Here is an 18,959-nt window from a genome sequence, read left to right on the forward strand (position 1 = left end):
AGCCGCCGCGGGTGGGTCTCAGAATTCCTGCCAGTCGCTGTCGCTGGCCACGAAGGTGCTGGCGTTGCTGCCGGCGCGGCGGACCGGTGCCGGCGTTGGAACCGGCTGCGGGCGCGCCACGGCGGCGGCAACACGGACCGGCTCGACACGCGCGGCCACCGCCTTCATTGCGGCGGAGACCTGGTTGTCCAGGCGGAAGATCGCCACGGCGTCGGCCAGCTGGCCAGCCTGTTCTTCCATCGCGCGTGCGGCAGCGGTGGCTTCCTCCACCAGCGCGGCGTTCTGCTGGGTCGTCTCGTCCATCTGCACCACGGTCTGGTTGACCTGCTCGATGCCGGCACTCTGTTCCTGCGAGGCGGCGGAGATCTCGGCCATGATGTCGGTCACGCGCTGCACCGAGGCGACGATCTCGCCCATGGTGCTGCCGGCCTGGTGGACCAGGCTGGAGCCTTCGGCAACCTTGCCGACCGAATCATCGATCAGGCCCTTGATCTCCTTGGCGGCGGCGGCCGAGCGCTGGGCAAGGGTGCGCACCTCGCTGGCGACCACGGCAAAGCCGCGGCCCTGTTCACCGGCACGTGCGGCTTCCACTGCAGCATTCAGCGCCAGAATGTTGGTCTGGAAGGCGATGCCGTCGATGACGCTGATGATCTCGGCGATCTTCTTCGACGAGGCTTCGATGGCCGACATGGTGTTGACCACCTGGCCGACCACGCTGCCGCCTTGAGACGCAACACCCTGCGCGCCGATCGCCAGCTGATTGGCCTGGCGGGCATGTTCGGCGTTCTGGCGCACGGTGGAGGTCAGCTCCTCCATCGACGCGGCGGTTTCTTCCAGGTTCGCAGCCTGCTGCTCGGTGCGACGCGACAGGTCGCTGTTGCCCGAAGCAATCTCACCGGCGGCCAGGGTGATGCTGGAAGCACTGGCCTGGATCTGGCCGACGATCTGGGTCAGCTGCGCGACGGTTGTGTTGGCGTCGTCACGCATGCGGGCGAACACGCCCTGGTAGTCACCCTGCATGCGCGCGGTCAGATCACCTTCGGCGATGGCCGACAGCAGCTGCGAGAGCTTGCCGAGGTTGTCATCGCTGACCGCCATCATCGCGTTGAGGTTTTCCAGCATCAGGCGGAAATCGTGATCGAAGCGCTGCGCATCGCCACGGCGGCTGAAGTCGCCGGCGGCGGCGGCACTGGCCAGTTGCTTGATCTCGGCGTTGATGCGGCCGAGGTTGGTCTTGACCGTGTCGACGGTGGTGGTCATTGCGGCCTTCTCGCCGGGGTAGCGCGCGATGTCGCGGCTGAGATCACCGACCGCGTATTGTTGCACCACGTCCAGCACGTCGTGCAAGGTCTGCACGTGGCCGCCTACCAGGGTGTTGGTTTCCTGCACCATCAGCCCGTACTCGCCGGGGAAGGCACTGGCGTCGATGCGGTAGCTCAGTTCGCCGCCGTCGTGGCGGCGCGCCATTTCGCGCTGTCCGCTGATTACTGCGTGCAGCTGCTGCTGCATGCCGGACATGGCGTCCAGCAGGCGGCCGGTTTCGTCATGCGGCTGCGGGCCGATGTGGCTGTCCAGCTTGCCGCGGGCGATACCCTCGGCGACGGCCGTTGCCTGCTTCAGCGGCACGGCGATGCGGTTGCCGATGAGCCAGCTCAGGGCCAGCACGATCAGCACCAGCACGCCACCGGAGACGGCCATGATGGCCGTGAACACCAGCGCCTGCTTCTGCACGTCGTCCATGTAGACGCCACTGCTGACCACCCAGTTCCACGGCGCGAACAGGCCGGCGTAGGCCACCTTCTCGACCTCGCCCTTGCTGCCTGGCTTGGCCCAGCGGTAGTTGACGAAGCCGCCACCGGCCCTGGCTGCTTCGACCTGGTCGTAGTAGATGCGTACGCCGTCGTCGGTGCGGAAGTCCTTCATGTCCTTGCCGACCAGGTCCTTGCGGAACGGGTGCATCAGCAGGCGGTAGCCGGTGTCGTAGATGTTGAAGTAGTAGGCATCGTTCTCGGCGCGCATCACTTCCAGCGCCTGCAGCGCCGCGCTCTTGGCAGCCTCTTCGCTGAGTTCGCCGGTACCGGCCAGGCGGTGGTAGTGCTGCAGGATGCCGTAGCTCAGTTCGACCTGGGTCTTCAGCGCGGTCTTGCGGGTCTCGGTCAGGTCGAGGTACTGCATGCGGGCGGCGATCACCGAGAGCGCGATCACGCCGAGCGCGATGAGCAGCGTCAGCAGGTTGAGCTTGCGCCGGACGGAGAGGTTGCTGAAGTAGTGTTGCCAGCGATGCAGGAGATTCATCGAGCAGGACCAGGTCGAAGCGGGCGGGCGGCGCCGAGCCGGTCAGCGGCGGGACAAGCCGTGACAACCCCGTTATCGGCCGATGGGGCGGGGGATTGAGGCGCAGTGTCCGAACGTATTCAGGTTTCCCTGCAGCGGCGGCTGCGGCGCTGCCTGCGGCAGGCTGGTTTTGAAGCAACAGCAACAGCAACAGCAACAGCAACGGCGCTTGGTCGGTGGTCAGGGGTTGCGAGAAGGGCCGGGCCAGGATGGGTTGGCGGGGGACGCCGTAAACCCGTCCCTGGGGGCTTGGCCGCGGCATCCATGCCGCGGACACCCCCGCCAACCCACCCTGGCCCGGCCCATTCGATATCCCGGCGTCGGACGGCAAGAGCGTTGGGTTTCCAAGTGGAAAGAGGGGTCAGATCCGTTTTCCTGCAGAAAACGGATCTGACCCCGGAAGTGACCTGGCTTTTGTTTTTTGCTCTTCTTTCTTCAATCCGGGGTGGACGCGCACGGAAACTGTCCGTGGCCGGGAGGGTGGGTTGCGCAGGGGTGTCCGCGCCATGGATGGCGCGCCCGAGCCTACAGGGACGCATTCACGGCGTCCCCTGCGCAGCCGACCCTCCCGGCCAACTCTCAGTAACCCAGCGATTCGGCCGACCACCCCGAGGGGCTTCGCCGTTGGCTGGATATCCAGATACCCCTTAAACGAAAACGCCCCAGCGCAGGGCCGGGGCGTCTTCGTCCGTCAGGTCAGGCAGGCCTCAGAATTCCTGCCAGTCTCCGTCCGCCAGTTCGGTGGCCATCGGGCGACCACCCGCGCTGCGGCGGGCGGGTGGGGCAGCCGGAGCCGGTGCTGCCGGTGCAGCAGTACGCGGGGCCGGGGCAGCAACGCGCGGCGGTGCAACCACGGTATCGGCTTCGTCGACCACGAAGATCGACACGGCCTCGCTGAGGTGGCCGGCCTGTTCTTCCATCGCACGTGCGGCGGCGGTGGCTTCTTCCACCAGCGCGGCGTTCTGCTGGGTGGTCTCGTCCATCTGCACCACGGTCTGGTTGACCTGCTCGATGCCGGCGGACTGTTCCTGCGAGGCGGCAGAGATCTCGGCCATGATGTCGGTCACGCGCTGCACCGAGGCGACGATCTCGCCCATGGTCGCGCCGGCCTTGTGCACCAGTGCCGAGCCGTCATTGACCTTGCCGACGGAGTCGTCGATCAGGCCCTTGATCTCCTTGGCGGCCGCCGCCGAGCGCTGGGCCAGGGTGCGCACTTCGCTGGCGACCACGGCGAAGCCGCGGCCCTGCTCACCGGCACGCGCGGCTTCCACGGCGGCGTTCAGTGCCAGGATGTTGGTCTGGAAGGCGATGCCGTCGATGACCGAGATGATCTCGGCGATCTTCTTCGACGAGGCTTCGATGGCCGACATGGTGGTGACCACCTGGCCGACCACTTCGCCACCCTGCGAGGCGACGCCATGTGCGCCGATGGCGAGCTGGTTGGCCTGGCGGGCGTGCTCGGCGTTCTGGCGCACGGTGGAGGTCAGTTCCTCCATCGAGGCAGCGGTTTCTTCCAGGTTGGCGGCCTGCTGTTCGGTACGGCGCGACAGGTCGCTGTTGCCCGAGGCGATCTCGCCGGCGGCCGAGCTGATCGCGCGGCTGGACTGCTTGATGCGGGTGACGATTTCGCTCAGCTGCGCGGCCGTGGCGTTGGCGTCGTCGCGCATGCGGGCGAACACGCCCTGGTAGTCGCCATGCATGCGCACGGTCAGGTCACCCTGCGACAGCGCGGCGAGCAGGCCGGAGATCTGTTCGATGCTGCCGGCGTTGGCGTCGAGCAGGCCGTTGATCTGCTGGGCCAGCTGCAGGAAGAAGCCTTCCTTGTCGCTGGAATCGATACGGCCGGACAGGTCGCCGGCAGCAGCCTGGGCGATCACGCGCGCCACTTCGGCTTCCACCTGCGCTTCCTGGGTGCGATCGCGCCATTCCACCACGTAGCCGACGGTGTCGCCGCCTTCATTGCGGATGGTCGAGACGACCTGGGCGAACTGAGCGTCGCCGTACTGCATCGGGCGACGGGCCACGCCGTGTGCCTTCAGGTTACCCAGCAGGGTCTGGTCCATCTCGCCGCGGTGTTCAAGCACCGTGACCGGCTTGCCGATCAGCGAGGCCTGGGCGTCGAAGTCGGGCAGGTCGCGGCGTACCTCGTCCTGGTACTGGCTCAGGGTCTGCTGCAGGGCGCGGTTGCTGTAGACGATGGTGTTGCTGGTATCGGTCAGGTACACGCCGGTGGAGCTGTAATCCAGCGCGGTGCGGATGCGCAGGTTCTCGCGGGCAACGGCCTGGTCGGTTTCGATGCGCTCGCGCAGGTCGCGCTGCATGCGCTGCATGGCCTGCATCAGTTCGCCCACTTCATCCTGGCGGCTGACGTCGATGTGGCCATCGAGCTTGCCGCCGGCCACGTCGTTGGCAACCGACACGGCGCCGCGCACGCTGCCGACCAGGGCGCGGGCGAACAGCCAGACCAGCACCAGGCCAAGCGCGGCGCCACCCAGCAGGGCGATCACGGTCAGCACGGCCGAGGCGGAATAGGTGGATTCGGCCTCTTCGCGCGAGGCGCGGGCGAGGCGGTTGTCTTCGGCGATGAGGGCTTCCAGCGCCGAGGCAGCCTTGCGGTGCTTGGTGCGGGTCTCGCCGACGAAGGTATCGATGGCGTCGTCCGGCAGGTCCAGTTCCAGCATCTCGGTGACGCTGTCATAGGAGGCCAGGGCGTCCTTCCATTCCTTGGCGAAGGTGTCGAACAGCTTCTTCTGCTGCGGGTTGTCGACCAGGGTCGGATAGCCCTTGATCGACTTGTCCATGCTCTCGCGCAGCTCGACGGTCTGCTTGCGTGCATCCGCCTTGACGTCGTCGCTGGCGCGGATCAGCTGCTGGTAGGCGGCGTTGCGGTATTCACCCAGCATGCCGCGCATCTCGCCGGCCATGCGGATGCTCTCCATGCGAGAACCCGCCAGCTCGGTGGTGACATTGTTCAGCGAATGCAGGCCGCGATAGGCGACGATGCCCTGCAGCAACATCACCAGCAGGAGGACGCCGAAGGTCAGCAGCAGCTTCGGCATCAGTTTGAGGTTGTTGATCCACGGCATGGGCGTTGCGATCTCCTAAGGCAGACGCGTCCGGGCATCGGGCCCGGTTGCAGCAGAAACCACGCCGGTACCAGGTCCGGCGTGGTTCGACGGACAGCGGATTACTTGATGTTGGCCAGCTTCAGGCCGGCCGGCGAGCTGACTTCGATTTCCGCGCGCGAGGCGTCGCGCTGGATCTTGCCGATCACGCAGACGGTCTTGCCTTCCAGGGTTTCCAGCGGGAAGGAGAACTTGCCGCGGTTCTCGCCGGCGATGCGGGCCGAGAAGGTGTGGCGCGGGAAGGCGCCGCCCATGTACAGGAAGGTCGGCTGGCCTTCGGAACCTTCTGCGTAGCGGGCCTTCTCGACCTTGCCGCAGACCATGCCGTCCTTGCCGACCGAGCGCGGGGCCAGTTCCGGCGGGATCATGTCGGCCGACTGGGCGAACGCGGCGGAAGCGGTGGTGGCCAGGACAGCGGCCGAAACGAACGCAAGCAGGGACTTCATCGAGGTGTATCTCCGGGGATGGTGATGGTCGTTCCGGTTCTGCGCGCTCCTGCGCGACCGGCTTCTGTCCCCCTATCGGCACTGCCGGAGGGAACTGAAGGGTTGTGTGACCAGAACGTGAAGCAGGTCCGCTTGATCAGGCGGCGGCGTCTTCAACGACGTTGGCCTGGCCCATGTCGGCGCTGTCCAGCAGGGTCTCGATGTCGAGCAGGATCAGCATGCGGTCGTCCTGCGTGCCGATGCCGGAGATGAAGCGGGTATCGACGGCGGCGCCGAATTCCGGGGTCGGGCGGATCTGCTCTGCCGACAGCGGGATCACGTCCGAGACGCTGTCGACCACGATGCCGACCACGCGGTCGTCGACGTTCAGCACGATCATCACGGTGAAGGCATCGTAGCGGGCATCGTCCAGGCGCAGCTTCAGGCGCAGGTCGATGACCGGGACGATGGTGCCGCGCAGGTTGATCACGCCCTTGATGTAGTCCGGCGCATCCGGCACGCGGGTGACCGCGTCGTAGCCGCGGATTTCCTGCACCTTGAGGATGTCCACGCCGTAGTGCTCGGCACCGAGGGTGAAGCTGAGGAATTCGCCACCGGCGCTGGCGGTGGAGCTGGTCTTGTCGTTCATCGAGGGGTCCTGGTTCTGCCGGAAGTCCCGGTGTCAGGCTCGATATCGGCCCCTCGTCGGGGGACTTTAGGTGTGGGCCCCCGCGTTGTCGCGAGGTTGCCGGCCAGCGGCCGGCACTACCGGTTGGACGGGCCTTACAGCTCGCCGTTGCGGCGCGCCTTGCGCTGGCGGTCGATGCGGAAGATGTAGCGTTGGATGGCGCTGTCGGCGCCACGCGGCAGGATGTCGAAGCGCATGCCCACGCGCTTGATCTCGATGCCGTTGGGTTGGCGCTGCGGCAGCAGGTTGCAGACGACCAGCTCGATCTCCAGGTCCGGGCCGTCGGGCAGCGACAGCACCGCCGGGTAGCGCTTCTGCAGGCTGAACACCGCGCAGTCGGTAGGCACGGCCACCGCCAGGCCGCCACCACTGATGTCCACCACCCGCATCGACAGCGCCTCGGCGCGGCTCTCGCCGGCGGGGATCAGCAGCTGGGGCGAATCGGTGACGGGCGTCTCCAGCCGGTACATCTCACGTCGTTGCAGATGGACCAGCTCGTCCGGCAGCGGGGCGCGGAAGGCGACGTGGCCGTCGTTGTCCACACGCTGCAGTGCCTGCAGGCGGAACCGCACCAGCACGCGTTCGAGCTGGGCGAAGCACAGCAGATGATCGGCCTGTTCGGCGGCGCGGTTGGACGCCTCCTGCGGGCTGCCATCGAGCAGCAGGGTGTCTTCGTCCTCGTCGAGCTCAAGCAGCGCGGTCGGGAACGAGCGGTCGCGGCCGTCGATATGCGCATTGATCAGTGATCGCTGGTCGATCAGCGATCGCAGCAGCTGCCGCAGCTGGCGCGGATTACGGACCAGGAAACGTTCGTCAGCGGCATCAGCCGCGTGGACATCATGCACTGCAGTGTCGTTGCCGTCGGACATGGAATCTACGGTCAGGGGCGGGCGCCAGCACGCGTTGGCGCGAGGCTCGATGGGGATATCGGCCAGTGTGCCGGATTATGAAGTGAGAATTGCATCACTTTCCATGCGCCCGGGTTCGGATCCCTTTCCCGAAGGAAAGGGATCCTGGCCCATGGCCCGCCGCGCAGGTGGATCCACGCGATGAGCGGATGCGTTCCGCGTGGGGTCAGAACTCCTGCCAATCGCCGTCCGCTGCCAGTACGGGCTGTGCCGCCGACGCACGCAGCGGACGAACGGAGGCGGGCCTGGCAGCCGGCGCGGCAGCTGCCACCTGGCGCGGCAGCGGCGCGGTGGTCAGGCGTGCCGGCGCGACGGTGGTGCCCTGTGATGCCAACCGGAAGCGGGCCACGGCTTCACCCAGCTGCACGGCCTGGTCTTCCATCGCGCGCGCGGCGGCGGTGGCTTCCTCCACCAGTGCGGCGTTCTGCTGGGTCGTCTCGTCCATCTGCACCACGGTCTGGTTGACCTGCTCGATGCCGGCCGACTGCTCCTGCGAAGCCGCAGAGATCTCGGCCATGATGTCGGTCACGCGCTGCACCGAGGCGACGATCTCGCCCATGGTGCTGCCGGCCTGATGGACAAGGCTGGAGCCTTCGGCAACCTTGCCGACCGAATCATCGATCAGGCCCTTGATCTCCTTGGCGGCAGCGGCCGAGCGCTGGGCGAGGGTACGCACTTCGCTGGCGACCACGGCGAAGCCTCGGCCCTGCTCACCGGCACGGGCGGCTTCGACGGCGGCGTTCAATGCGAGGATGTTGGTCTGGAAGGCGATGCCGTCGATGACCGAGATGATCTCGGCGATCTTCTTCGACGAGGCTTCGATGGCCGACATGGTGCTGACCACCTGGCCGACCACCTCGCCGCCCTGCGAGGCGACGCCATGCGCACCGATCGCGAGCTGGTTGGCCTGGCGGGCATGCTCGGCGTTCTGGCGTACGGTGGAGGTCAGTTCCTCCATCGAGGCAGCGGTTTCTTCCAGGTTGGCGGCCTGCTGCTCGGTACGGCGCGACAGGTCGCTGTTGCCCGAAGCAATCTCACCGGCGGCCAGGGTGATGCTGGAAGCACTGGCCTGGATCTGGCCGACGATCTGGGTCAGCTGTGCAACGGTGGTGTTGGCGTCGTCACGCATGCGCGCGAACACGCCGTTGAACTGGCCGTCCATGCGTGCGGTCAGGTCGCCGGCGGCGATCGACTGCAGCAGCTGCGAGAGCTGGCCGAGGTTGCCGTCGGCCACCTGCATCATGCTGTTGAGCTGCTCGATCATCACGCGGAAGTCGTGATCGAAACGCTGCGCATCCCCGCGCTGGCTGAAGTCGCCGGCGGCGGCGGCCGAGGCCAGCTGCTGGATCTGCGTGTTGATGGCCAGCAGGCTGGCCTTGGCCGCATCCATCGACTCGTGCAGGATCGCGCGGCTGCCGGGCAGGCGGCGTGCATCCGGGGCGAGGTTGCCGGTGGCGTACTGGTTGAGCACGTCGATGGCATCGCGGATCGCATCGAGGTGCTCGAAGATCACCGTATTGATGCCACCGGCCAGCTGGCCATAGACGCCCGGGAAGTCTTCCGGGATGCGGTGGCTGATGTCCGGGCCAGCGTGCATCTCTGCCATCAGCTGGGTCTGTTCGCTGAAACGGCGAAGCATCGCGGTCATCTCGGCCGTGGCGGCCAGCATCTTGCCGGCTTCGTCCTTGCTGGTGGCCTGGGTGCTGACGCTGAGGTCGCCGCGGGCAACCGCCTGGATGGCATGCACGGCCTTGCCCAGCGGGCCAGTGACGGCGCGCGAGATGACCATGGCCAGCGCAGCGGCCACCAGCGACAGCAGCACGATGCAGCCGATGATGGCAATCATGCTGGTGCGGTGGGTGGCATTGGCAGCGGCGATCTTGCCGTCCATCAGGCCGGCGATGTGGGTGCCGAGGGTCTTCATCGCGGCGAACAGGTCACGACGGGCCGGGCGCGACTGTTCGTCGGAGATCTGTTGTGCCAAGGCACCATCGCCGGCGGCCACCGCCTCGCGCATCGCCTTGTTGGCGGCGAAATAGCGTTCCAGCTGCACGTTGGCCGCGCGATAGAGTTCGCGCTCCTTGTCCAGTGCCGGCAGCGCCGAGTACGCGGCCAGCTCGTCATGCACGGCCTTGGCGGTGTCGTCCATGCGCTTGTTGTAGTCGATGACCTTCTCCGGCTGATCGAGCATGCTCAGCAGGGCCAGTTCGTAGGTGCGGAACTCGCCCAACTGCGAGCGTGCTTCGCCCAGATGCTGGACCGACGGAATATCGTTGCTGGCCATCTCGCCCAACTGACTGTTGGCCTCGCTCAGGCGGACCAGGGCGAAGGCGCCGAGGACCAGGGTCATCAACGTGGTGAGGGTGAACCCCACGGCCAGCTTGCGGGCGATGGGCAGATCTTGGAACCACTTCATGCAGGGTGCTCCAGGTGGGCAGGGTGCCGACGTCGGTGCGTCGGCTGGGGGTGGTTGCAGAGCGAACGGGAGTGCCCGGTGGGGTTCGGTGACGGCCGTCAAAGCGAGATAGCGGCGTGCTGCGGGCGGACTTTATGGACGCAGATCACATTCGGTTGCGTAGGGAAGACGACGCGAAAGTGCTGCAGTGGCGGGGCTTGCGCTTGGGTGACGTGGCTGCGCCCGAAACCATCGCGTTGACGGAGTTCACGGAATGCGGAGCGCTGTGGGTCGGGGTCAGATCCCTGTCCGCAGGAAAGGGATCTGACCCCTTGGCAGGGAGCACGCAAACAAAAACCGCCGCCCCGAAGGGCAGCGGTCCAATACACGCATGCGGTGTGAATCAGGCGGCCTGCGGCATCCGCAGCGAGCGCACCAGCCCGCCGATGTCGACGATCAAGGCCACGCGGCCATCGCCGAGGATGGTGGCACCGGACACCCCGCCGATGCGGCGGTAGTTGTTCTCGATGTTCTTCACCACGACCTGTTGCTGGCCGACCAGTTCGTCCACTTCCAGCGCGATCTTCTGGCCATCGCCTTCGACCACCACCACCAGCGATTCGCTGCCCGGCGCACGGTTGCCGTAGCCGTAGTATTCGCTCAGCGACAGGATCGGCAGGTACTCGCCACGTACGCGCAGCACGCGGCCTTCGCCGGCCATGCTGCGGATGTCCTCGGCCTGCGGCTGCAGGGCCTCAAGCACATAGGCCAGCGGCAGGATCAGGGTTTCGCCCGCCACTGCCACGGTCATGCCATCGAGGATGGCCAGAGTCAGCGGCAGGCGGATCAGCGTGCGCGTACCAGCACCAAGGCTGCTTTCGATCTGCACCTCGCCACCCAGCGCCTGGATGTTGCGGCGGACCACGTCCATGCCGACGCCGCGCCCGGACAGGTCGGTGACTGCATCGGCGGTGGAGAAGCCAGGCTGGAAGATCAGGTCCCAGACCTGCGAATCGGTCGGGTTGTCCGGCACGGCCAGGCCGCGTTCGTGGGCCTTGGTCAGGATCTTGGCGCGGTCGAGGCCGCGACCGTCGTCGCTGACTTCGATGACGATGTGGCCGCCCTGATGCGAGGCGGCCAGGGTGATCGTGCCGGTCTCGTCCTTGCCTGCGCCACGACGCACGTCGGGCATTTCCAGGCCATGGTCGATCGAGTTGCGCACCAGATGTACCAGCGGGTCGGCGATCTTTTCGATCAGGCCCTTGTCCAGTTCCGTGCCTTCGCCGACAGTGCGCAGGCGGACCTGCTTGCCGAGCCGGCTGGACAAATCACGGACCAGGCGCGGGAAGCGGCGGAACACTGCATCGACCGGCAGCATGCGCACGCCGATCACGGCTTCCTGCAGGTCGCGGGTGTTGCGTTCAAGCTGGTCCAGGCCGGCGAACAGGCTCTCGGCGTGGACAGGGTCCAGTGCGTGCGAGACCTGCTTGAGCATGGCCTGGGTGATGACCAGTTCGCCGACCAGGTTGATCAGCGCATCGACCTTGTCGACGCTGACGCGGATCGAGGTTTCGGCTTCCTGGCCGCCACCGCTGCTGGCAGCGGCGGCAGGTGCCGCCGGTACAACGGCAGCCGGTATGGAAGGGGCGGGTGTAGCAGGTGCCTCGGTGGCCAGGCTCGGTGGCGCGGCCGGACGGATGTCCAGCTCGCAGTCGTCCAGCACCCAGGCGAAGGTGTCTTCGATCTTGCTGCGCGGCACCTTGCCGACCAGGCCCAGGTCCCACGCCAGGTGGGCCTCCAGCGGGTCGAGCTGGGCGAAGCCGGGCAGGCGTTCCATGCGCGCGGCCACCTGCAGCGAGCCGAGGTGTTCCAGCTCGCGGATGATGCGCAGCGGATCGTTGCCGCTCATGAACAGCGACGGCGCCGGGGTAAAGCCGATCTGCCAGGCTTCCGGCGTGTCGTCCACCTTGGCCGCGACGGCAGCGGGGGTGCTGGGTGCGGTCTGGCCGGAAAGGACCGCTTCCAGGCGCGCCTTCACCGCAGCGACCGCAGCCGGATCGGCAGCCTGGCCGTGTTCGGCTTCGCGCAGCAGGGCGCGCAGCACGTCCACCGAGGACAGCATGGCATCGACGGCGTGGCCTTCAAGTGCCCGCTTGTCGGCACGCAGCTCATCGAGCAGCGTTTCCAGCACATGGGTCAGGCCGGCGATCGCGTCGAAGCCGAAGGTGCCGGCGCCGCCCTTGATCGAGTGGGCAGCGCGGAACACCGAATTGATGATCTCCGCGTCCTGCTGCCCCGATTCCAGGGCCAGCAGGCCAGCCTCCATCGCGTCGAGGCCTTCGCGGCTCTCCTCGAAGAAGGTGGCGTGGAAGCGTTGCAGGTCCATGCTCATGGCAGTGGTGGTCCGGAAGCGAAGAGGGGGAGCGGTGGCGGGCGATCAGCCCAGCACTTTCTGCACGGTGGCGACCAGCTGTTCGGGATTGAACGGCTTGACCAGCCAACCGGTGGCGCCGGCGGCCTTGCCTTCGGACTTCTTGTCGGCGGCCGATTCGGTGGTCAGCATCAGCAGCGGGGTGAACTTGTAGTCCGGCAGCTGGCGCAGTTCGCGGATCAGCGCGATGCCGTCCATGTTCGGCATGTTGACGTCGGTGACCACCGCATTGAAGCGCTGGCCCTTGGCACGACCGAGCGCGACCGCGCCGTCTTCAGCTTCTTCGACGGCAAAACCGGCCGAGGTGAGGGCGAAGGACACCATCTGGCGCATCGACGCCGAATCGTCCACCACCAAGATACGTGCGCTCATGCAGCGTTCTCCACAGATTTCAGGTTGTCATGGGTTACGTCCAGGCCCAGGGCCTGGGTGACGCCCAGCAGGCGCGCGGCGTCACGGAAGGTTGCAGTGCAACCGTGGAAGCCGGTGCCGAGACCTGCCTCGCGGCGGGCCTGCACGAACGCACACAGCACCTGCACGGCGGCCGTGTGGATGCGGGCGACCTGGCTTGCATCCAGGGTCAGCTCGCCTGCCTGCGCCACCAGCGGGGCGAGGCGGTTCTTGAGCTCGGTGGTGCTCTCGATGCCGAGATCCCCACCCAGTTCGACAGTGCTCATCGTTGCTCCGGACAAACGGTTCCGTGATCCATAACGGCACCCCGGCGGGGTTCTTTAGGGGAATCGACGCGGTGCGCCGATGCGGTGTTGTTCGGGGACGGGAGATGCCAATGCTGCGCATCGGCACCTGCCGTCCCCGCTGCGTAGGCGCCGTTGCTGATGGAGGCGGATGCGACTTAATCCCCTCCGTCCCCTTTTTAATGGCGACGGCGCAGTGGGGACGTAAGGTGTTGATCCAACGGATCAATTCCTTGCGTCCCCGACAGGCAACGCGTCGGCGCAAAGCGCCGACTCAGCTCAACAGCCGGGTGGCATCCAGCAGGATCATCGGGCGCTGGCTGACCCGGGCGACGCCACGGAACAGGTCGTTGGAGATCTGGCAGATGCGCGCGGTATCGGGCGGTTCGATCTGCGAATCGGTGAGGTTGGCGACATCTTCCACCGCCGACACGCGCAGGCCGATGGTCTCGCCGTCTTCTTCCAGGACCACGATGCGGGTCTGTGAGTCGTCTTCAGCGGCCGCCGCGCCGAGGTGCAGGCCGAGATCCATCACCGGTACCACCTGGCCGCGCAGGTTCATGATGCCGAGCATGGCTGGCGCGGTGCCGCGCAACGGCAGCAGCGGCACCGGCAGCACCACTTCCTGCACCTTCAGCAGTTCCAGTGCATAGGCCTGGGTGCCGCAGCGTAGGCGCAGCCAGCGCGAGGTGCGCTCGCCGGCGCGTCGGTTCTGCGGATGCGGACTGCTGGCGGGCCGATGTGCCTGTGCCTGCAGTTCCTGCCAGCTGTTCGGACGGTTGCCTGCTGGTGCGTCCACGGCCACGCGCGGTGGCGGCGCGGCATCGGTGCGTGCCGCTGGAGCGGGTGCTGCGACTACGGCCGGTGGCGGCGCAGGAACGTCCTCACCGCCTGCTGCGGCCTCGAATGCAGCCTGCAGGCCGGGGCTGTCGGTGTGGGCGAGGCGATGGCTGTCGGCCGTATCGGTCTCGTAGATCACTTCGTCCGGCAGGTCGTCCCAGGTGGGTTCCGGACCTGCCTTGGCGGCGGTCGGAGCAGGGGGCGTCTCGTGGATCACCTCGTCAGGCAGGTCGTCCCAGGTTGGTTCGCGCTCGGGAGCGGCGACAGGCGTTGCGGCGGCCTCGAAAGCGGCTTCCAGCGCTGCGTTGTCTTCTGCCGGGGCAGCAGCAACAGTCTCCGTTTCGTAGATCACTTCGGCCGGCAGGTCGTCCCAGGTCGGCTCGCGCTCGGGCGCGCCAGCAGCGGCCTCGAATGCAGCTTCCAGCGCAGCATCGTCCTCGATCAGTGTGTTGGCCGCGGTGTCGGTCTCGTAGATCACTTCGGCCGGAAGATCGTCCCAGGTCGGCTCGCGTTCGGCGTCCGCTGCAATCGCCGGGCACGCTTCGTCGCTGGCCGGCGGCGGTGCAGCCGGTGGCGCCACGGCGATCGCTTCGCCCAGCAGTTCGTCCAGATAGTCGTCCAGTACGCCGGTGCTGTTCATGCGGCCTGCTCCAGGGCGCGGGCATCCTCGCCGAGGATCCAGTTCAGGGCGCGGCGGTAGGCGGCCAGGCCGCGGCCCGGGTAGTCCTCACCAACGCTTGGCAGGGTCAGGCCGGCGGCGTTGCTGATGCGGGTGTCGATCGGAATGGCGTCTTCCCACACGCGGGTGCCGTGACGATCCTGCATCGTGCGCAGCGACTCGTTGCCGGCGCGGGTGCGGCGGTCGAACAGGGTGGGCAGGATCGAGATCGGCAGCGGGCGACGGCGCGAGCGCTCGACCATCTCGCCGGTGCGGACCATCCCATCCAGGCCATGCAGAGCCAGCGGCTCGGCCTGGGTGGGAATGATCAGGCGGTCGGCCGCGGCCAGTGCGTTGATCATCAACAGGCCGAGGGTGGGTGCGCAGTCCAGCAGGATGTAGTCGTGCTGTCCCTGATGGCGGCCAAGCGCGTTCTGCAGGGCCAGGCCGAGGCCGGGCTGGTTGGCGCTGCGGCGTTCCAATGTGGCCAGCGCGGATTGTGCACAGACATAGTCCAGACCGTGGATGCTGCTGGCATGGCACAGGCTGGAAAGATCGGCCGGCGGGGCGCCGAACAGTTCCAGCACGCCGGCCGGCGGCGGATCCACCGGCACGCCGAAGGCGCGGCTGAGCGAGGCATGCGGATCGAGATCGATCAGCAGCACGCGATGGCCAAGCGCGGCCAGGCCGCGGCCGAGGGCGAGGGTGGTGGTGGTCTTGCCGACTCCGCCCTTCTGGTTGGCGACTGCCCAGATGCGCATCGGTTTACTCCTTCATTGCCGGGGGAACGGCGGCGCCGACGCGGCTGCCAGCCGGCACCGGCGGCAACTTCACCGGTGCGATGGGGGAGGTGGGGGCGGTAGCCGGAGTTGCCGCGGCTTGCTCGGTGTCGGTGCTTTGGGTGGCGCCGGTGGCTGCGTTCAGGCGCTGGCCGAGCGGGTCCACCGAATGCGAGGTGTCGGCCAGGATGATGACCATCACCCGACGGTTGCGGTTGCGGCCCTGCGCGCTGTCGTTCTCTTCGCGCGGGCGGAACTGGCCGTAGCCGACCATCGCCAGCCGCGACGGTTGCACGCCCTGGTCGGCGAACAGGTGCACCACGCTGGCCGCGCGGCCGGCCGACAGTTCCCAGTTTGAAGGGAAGGTGGCGGTAGCAATCGGTACATTGTCGGTGTGCCCTTCCACGCGCACGCTGTTGGGCACGTCACGCAGCACCTCGGCCAGGCTGGCCAGGGTCTGCCGTGCATGCACGTCCAGCGCGGCCGAGCCGGTGGGGAACAGGATGTCGCTGTTGATCTCGACTTCGATCCACAGCTCGGTGCGGCGCACGCTGATCATGCCGCGGTCGATCAACGGCGCCAGTGCAGCGGTAAGGCGGTCGGCGATGCTGTTGAGCTGGCGCTCGGCCCGCGCGATCTGCTCCTGGTTGTGCACCGACACCGGCATGCGCATCTGCGAGGCCATCGATGGCAGCAGGGTCGGGTCGTGCGAGGGCGCAGGCGCCGAGGGCCCGATCTTGGTGCCGGACTTGATCACCGAGGGGCTGTCCCAGCCGCCACCCTGCACCTGCTTGTTACCCACCTGCACCGGATTGATGGTGCGCGGTGCGCCACCGAAGGCATCGGTCAGCGCGTCGGCCATGATCCGATACTTGCCCTCGTTGACCGAGGAAATCGCATACATGACCACGAAGAAGGCCAGCAGCAGCGTCATCAGGTCGGCATAGGGGATCGCCCATGCTTCATGGTTGGCGTGCTCTTCGTGGTGCTTGCGGCGGGCCATGTCAGTGCAGGAAGCCGGAAAGGTTGGTTTCGATGTTGCGCGGGTTCTCGCCCTGGGCGATCGAGATCAGGCCTTCGATGACCATTTCGCGGTCGCGGGTGTTGTGCGAGATCACACTCTTGAGCTTGGCGGCCACCGGCAGGAACAGCAGGTTGGCCGAGGCGATGCCGTAGATGGTGGCGGTGAACGCTGCGGCGATGCCGTGGCCGAGCTTGCTCGGGTCGGCCAGGTTCTTCATCACCGCGATCAGGCCGAGCACGGCGCCGATGATGCCGAGGGTCGGTGCGTAGATGCCCATCGCTTCAAAGACCTTGGCGCCGGCCTGGTCCTGATGCTCCTGGCTGCCCAGTTCGATTTCCAGCATGTGCCGCATCGATTCGGGTTCAACGCCATCGACCAGCAGCTGCAGGCCCTTGCGCAGGAACGGGTCCTGCTGCGCTTCCACCTGCGACTCCAGGCCCAGCAGGCCCTGGCGGCGGGCGATGTTGCTCCACTCGACGATCTGCTGGATCAGTTGGCGGCGATCACTGTGCGGCGGGCGCACGACCCAGCGCACGATCTTGAACGCATGCTTGAACACCGCCGGCGAGGTATGCAGCAGGATCGCGGCGACGGTGCCGACGATGACGATCACGAACGCCGCAGGCGACCACAACGACGCCAGGCCGGCGCCCTTGAGGATGCTGCCACCGACCAGCGAGGCCAGGGCGAGAAAGAGTCCAATGAGGCTGAGTCTATCCATGGTTCCGGTATCGGCGTGTATGAATGGGACTTGAGACACCGGTAGATCGCGTACAGACGGTAGTCACAGTTTTCGGGTCGCCGGGCGACGCCCGGCGGGGGTCATCGCAGTCCGTCCACGTCCAGGATCAGGGCCATGCGACCATCGCCGATCAAGGTTGCACCTGCATAACCACGCAGGCCGCGCAGGGCTTTCGGCAGCGGCTTGATGACCACTTCCTCGCGCCCGCGCACCTGGTCCACGACCAGCCCGAAGCGCGCTTCGCCGGCCTGCAGCACCACGATGGTCAGCAGGGGCGAGGCGGCCGGCGTCACATCCAGCCACTGGCGCAGATCGACCAGCGGCAGGGTGTGCGAGCGGCGGTCGAGCACGGCACGGCCATCGAACCAGCCCAGCGACGTGCGCGGTGCGTGCAGCACTTCCATCACGCGCGCCAGCGGCAGCGCGTAGACGTCCTCGCCGGCCTGCACCAGCAGGGTTGGCAGGATCGCCAGGGTCAGCGGCACGCGGATCAGGAAGCGGCTGCCACGGCCCAGCTCCGACTGGATCTGGATCTGGCCGCTCAGTTCGCGGATGCGTGACTGCACCACGTCCATGCCGACGCCGCGGCCGGAGATGTCAGTGACCTGCTGCTTGGTCGAGAAACCGGGCAGGAACACCAGGTGCAGGCATTCCTCGCTGCTCAGGCGCGCAGCCGCTTCCGGGTCGATCAGGCCCTTCTCGCGTGCCTTGGCACGCAGCTTTTCGGGGTCGATGCCGGCGCCATCGTCCTGCACCTCGATGCTGACGTAGTCACCTTCCTGCTGCGCCGAAAGCCGCACGTGGCCCATCCGCGGCTTGCCCTGCGCCTCGCGCAGGTCGGGCATTTCCACGCCATGGTCGATGGCGTTGCGGACCAGGTGCACCAGCGGGTCGGCCAGCGCTTCGACCAGGTTGCGGTCGAGCTCGGTCTCGGCGCCGATCAGTTCCAGGTCCACTTCCTTCTTCAGCGAGCGGGCGACGTCGCGGGCCACCTTGGGGAAGCGGGAGAAGACCTTGCCCACCGGCTGCATGCGGGTACGCATCACCGCCGACTGCAGGCGGGCCGTGGCGATGTCCAGTGTGGACACGGCGCGGTCCAACTCTTCATCGCGCAGGCGTGCACGCAGGGTCTTGAGCCGATTGCGTGACAGCACCAGTTCGCCGATCAGGTTGACGATCGCGTCCAGGCGCTTGGTGTCCACGCGTACGGTGTGTTCGGCCTCGGCCAACGGCTTGGCGGCCGGCTTTGCCACCGGTGCCGGTGCGGCGACCGGGCGCGGGGCTGCAACCGGCGCCGGTGCCACGGCGGCAACAGGCTTGGTGCCCGGTGCGGCGCCACCGTGCAGCTCGTCGAGCAGGGCTTCGAACTCGTCTTCGCTGATCAGTCCGTCGTCGGCTTTCTTCGCTGGTGCGACCGCGGTCGGCGCGTTGCCACCATGCAGCTGGTCGAGCAGGGCCTCGAATTCGTCGTCGGTGATCAGGTCGCTGCCACCCGCGGCGGGTGCTGCTGCGGCGGCGGGTGCCGCCACGGCACCGCCGTGCACGTCGAACTGGGCGATCAGGTCCGGCGGCGCATAGCCCGGCTCGGTGCCGGAGGAAACTGCATCCAGCATCGACTGCAGGTAGTCCAGCGATTGCTGGGCCGCGTCGAAGTGATGGGCCTGCAGCACCGCCTGGCCGGCACGCGCGGCGCCCAGCGCTTCTTCAGCGGCATGGCACAGCTCCACCATGGCGGTGACGCCGAGGAAGCCGGCGCCGCCCTTGAGCGTGTGATAGCCGCGGAACACCGCGTTGAGCTGATCGCTGTCCTGCGGTGCCTGCTCCAGCGACACCAGCTGTTCGCCGAGGCGATCCAGGATTTCCTGTGCCTCGATGATGAAATCGGCAGTGATGTCGTCGGATACCGCGCTCATGC

The 18,959-nt window shown here is 67.2% G+C and carries 14 protein-coding genes; all 14 read right to left on the bottom strand.

All coding sequences use genetic code 11. From position 1 onward, the window contains the following. Positions 1–18 precede the first annotated feature (18 nt). The 14 genes from ACW5IY_RS10450 to ACW5IY_RS10515 all read right to left on the bottom strand — a co-directional run bounded on the left by ACW5IY_RS10450 (position 19) and on the right by ACW5IY_RS10515 (position 18,957). The gene (locus tag ACW5IY_RS10450; protein WP_049435030.1) at positions 19–2,295 is read right to left on the bottom strand and encodes a methyl-accepting chemotaxis protein; all 2,277 of its coding nucleotides are present in this window, start codon (positions 2,293–2,295) and stop codon (positions 19–21) included. 746 nt (positions 2,296–3,041) lie between these two features. After that, complete coding sequence (locus ACW5IY_RS10455) at positions 3,042–5,420, bottom strand: methyl-accepting chemotaxis protein (protein ID WP_281055600.1); 2,379 nt, start codon at positions 5,418–5,420, stop codon at positions 3,042–3,044. 101 nt (positions 5,421–5,521) lie between these two features. Further along, positions 5,522–5,905 carry a hypothetical protein gene (locus ACW5IY_RS10460; RefSeq protein WP_010482470.1) on the bottom strand — a complete coding sequence of 128 codons (384 nt, stop codon included), beginning with the start codon at positions 5,903–5,905 and terminating at the stop codon, positions 5,522–5,524. A 136-nt stretch (positions 5,906–6,041) separates the two neighbouring features. Beyond that, the gene (locus tag ACW5IY_RS10465) at positions 6,042–6,533 is read right to left on the bottom strand and encodes a chemotaxis protein CheW (protein WP_010482468.1); all 492 of its coding nucleotides are present in this window, start codon (positions 6,531–6,533) and stop codon (positions 6,042–6,044) included. Between the two features lie 134 nt (positions 6,534–6,667). Next, entirely contained in the window at positions 6,668–7,441 is a 774-nt protein-coding gene (locus ACW5IY_RS10470) for a flagellar brake protein (RefSeq protein WP_049437805.1), read from the bottom strand. 205 nt (positions 7,442–7,646) lie between these two features. Beyond that, entirely contained in the window at positions 7,647–9,896 is a 2,250-nt protein-coding gene (locus tag ACW5IY_RS10475) for a methyl-accepting chemotaxis protein (protein ID WP_049487004.1), read from the bottom strand. Between the two features lie 382 nt (positions 9,897–10,278). Then, on the bottom strand, positions 10,279–12,267 hold the full coding sequence (locus tag ACW5IY_RS10480; protein ID WP_049434721.1) for a chemotaxis protein CheA: 1,989 nt from the start codon (positions 12,265–12,267) through the stop codon (positions 10,279–10,281). 45 nt (positions 12,268–12,312) lie between these two features. Continuing rightward, a complete protein-coding gene (locus ACW5IY_RS10485; RefSeq protein ID WP_005409521.1) occupies positions 12,313–12,678 on the bottom strand; it encodes a response regulator in 366 nt (121 codons plus the stop codon). Then, positions 12,675–12,983, bottom strand: coding sequence for an STAS domain-containing protein (locus ACW5IY_RS10490; RefSeq protein WP_014037092.1), 309 nt, complete (start codon positions 12,981–12,983; stop codon positions 12,675–12,677). Before ACW5IY_RS10490 ends, ACW5IY_RS10485 begins: the two co-directional genes overlap by 4 nt. A 292-nt stretch (positions 12,984–13,275) precedes the next feature. Then, complete coding sequence (locus ACW5IY_RS10495; RefSeq protein WP_049434719.1) at positions 13,276–14,481, bottom strand: chemotaxis protein CheW; 1,206 nt, start codon at positions 14,479–14,481, stop codon at positions 13,276–13,278. Further along, on the bottom strand, positions 14,478–15,260 hold the full coding sequence (locus ACW5IY_RS10500; protein WP_049434718.1) for a ParA family protein: 783 nt from the start codon (positions 15,258–15,260) through the stop codon (positions 14,478–14,480). The genes ACW5IY_RS10495 and ACW5IY_RS10500 overlap by 4 nt, the downstream gene beginning before the upstream one ends. Positions 15,261–15,264: 4 nt before the next feature. Further along, the gene (gene motD / locus ACW5IY_RS10505; protein WP_049434715.1) at positions 15,265–16,281 is read right to left on the bottom strand and encodes a flagellar motor protein MotD; all 1,017 of its coding nucleotides are present in this window, start codon (positions 16,279–16,281) and stop codon (positions 15,265–15,267) included. A 1-nt stretch (position 16,282) separates the two neighbouring features. After that, the gene (locus tag ACW5IY_RS10510) at positions 16,283–17,023 is read right to left on the bottom strand and encodes a flagellar motor protein (RefSeq protein ID WP_049434714.1); all 741 of its coding nucleotides are present in this window, start codon (positions 17,021–17,023) and stop codon (positions 16,283–16,285) included. A gap of 101 nt (positions 17,024–17,124) precedes the next feature. Further along, positions 17,125–18,957: a chemotaxis protein CheA gene (locus ACW5IY_RS10515; protein ID WP_049434712.1), complete on the bottom strand. Its 1,833-nt coding sequence runs from the start codon at positions 18,955–18,957 to the stop codon at positions 17,125–17,127. Positions 18,958–18,959 lie beyond the last annotated feature (2 nt).

The sequence above is a fragment of the Stenotrophomonas sp. C-A genome (assembly GCF_054030835.1).